1 protein-coding gene is annotated in these 1,767 nt (G+C 71.6%); it reads right to left on the bottom strand.

What is annotated here, in order from left to right; genetic code table 11:
* A partial coding sequence (locus tag ACIHFB_RS45820) for an acetyl/propionyl/methylcrotonyl-CoA carboxylase subunit alpha (protein WP_400130032.1) occupies nucleotides 1–1,767 on the bottom strand: 1,767 nt, incomplete at its 5' end.

The following is a 1,767-nucleotide window of genomic DNA, read 5'->3' as shown; positions in this document are numbered from 1 at the left end:
TCAGTCCTTGATCTCGCAGATCGCGGCGCCGGAGGTGATGGACGAGCCGACCTCGGCGGACAGGCCCTTGATGGTGCCCGCCTTGTGGGCGTTGAGGGGCTGTTCCATCTTCATGGCCTCCAGGACGACGACCAGGTCGCCTTCCTTGACCTCCTGGCCCTCCTCGACGGCGATCTTGACGATGGTGCCCTGCATCGGGGAGGCGAGGGTGTCGCCGGAGGCCGCCGGGCCGGACTTCTTCGCCGCGCGGCGCTTGGGCTTGGCGCCCGCCGCGAGGCCGGTGCGGGCCAGCGACATGCCGAGCGAGACCGGGAGGGAGACCTCCAGGCGCTTGCCGCCGACCTCGACGACGACCGTCTCGCGGCCCGGCTCCTCGTCCGTGTCCACGTCGGCGGGGGCCGCGAAGGGCTTGATCTCGTTGACGAACTCGGTCTCGATCCAGCGGGTGTGGACCGTGAACGGGTCGGTGGAGCCGGTGAGTTCGGGGGCGAACGCCGGGTCCTTGACGACCGCGCGGTGGAAGGGGATGGCGGTGGCCATGCCCTCGACCTGGAACTCCTCCAGCGCACGCGCCGCGCGCTGGAGCGCCTGCTCGCGGGTCGCGCCGGTGACGATCAGCTTGGCGAGGAGCGAGTCCCACGCCGGGCCGATCACACTGCCGGACTCGACGCCGGCGTCCAGACGCACGCCCGGGCCGGACGGCGGGGCGAACGTGGTGACCGTGCCGGGGGCGGGCAGGAAGCCGCGGCCCGGGTCCTCGCCGTTGATGCGGAACTCGAAGGAATGGCCGCGCAGTTCGGGGTCGCCGTAGCCGAGTTCCTCGCCGTCGGCGATGCGGAACATCTCGCGGACGAGGTCGATGCCGGCGACCTCCTCGGTGACCGGGTGCTCCACCTGGAGGCGGGTGTTGACCTCCAGGAAGGAGATCGTGCCGTCCATGCCGACGAGGAACTCGACGGTGCCGGCGCCGACGTAGCCGGCCTCTTTCAGGATCGCCTTGGACGACGAGTACAGCTCGGCCACCTGGGCGTCGGACAGGAAGGGCGCGGGCGCCTCCTCGACCAGCTTCTGGTGGCGGCGCTGGAGGGAGCAGTCACGGGTGGACACGACCACCACGTTGCCGTGGCTGTCGGCCAGGCACTGCGTCTCCACGTGCCGTGGCTTGTCCAGATACCGCTCGACGAAGCACTCGCCCCGGCCGAAGGCGGCGACCGCCTCGCGGACCGCGGACTCGTACAGCTCGGGTACCTCTTCCAGCGTCCGGGCGACCTTCAGACCGCGACCGCCGCCACCGAAGGCGGCCTTGATCGCGATCGGCAGCCCGTGCTCCTGGGCGAAGGCGACCACCTCGTCGGCGCCGGAGACCGGGTCGGGTGTACCGGCGACCAGCGGGGCGCCGGCGCGCTGGGCGATGTGCCGGGCGGCGACCTTGTCACCCAGGTCCCGGATGGCCTGCGGCGGCGGGCCGATCCAGATCAGGCCCGCGTCCAGGACCGCCTGCGCGAACTCGGCGTTCTCGGAGAGGAAGCCGTATCCGGGGTGGACGGCGTCCGCGCCGGACTCCCGGGCGGCGTTCAGGACCTTGGCGATGTCCAGGTAGCTGGTCGCCGGGGTGTCACCGCCCAGGGCGAACGCCTCATCCGCGGTGCGGACATGCGACGCGTCCCGGTCCGGGTCGGCATACACGGCCACGCTCGCGATACCGGCATCCCGGCAGGCCCGGGCAACGCGGACAGCGATTTCGCCACGGTTGGCGATGAGCACCTT

Source organism: Streptomyces sp. NPDC051963, from assembly GCF_044593495.1.
Lineage (GTDB): Bacteria > Actinomycetota > Actinomycetes > Streptomycetales > Streptomycetaceae > Streptomyces.
Note: the sequence above shows the minus strand (reverse complement) of the source record. Positions and strands in the feature narration are given on the sequence as shown.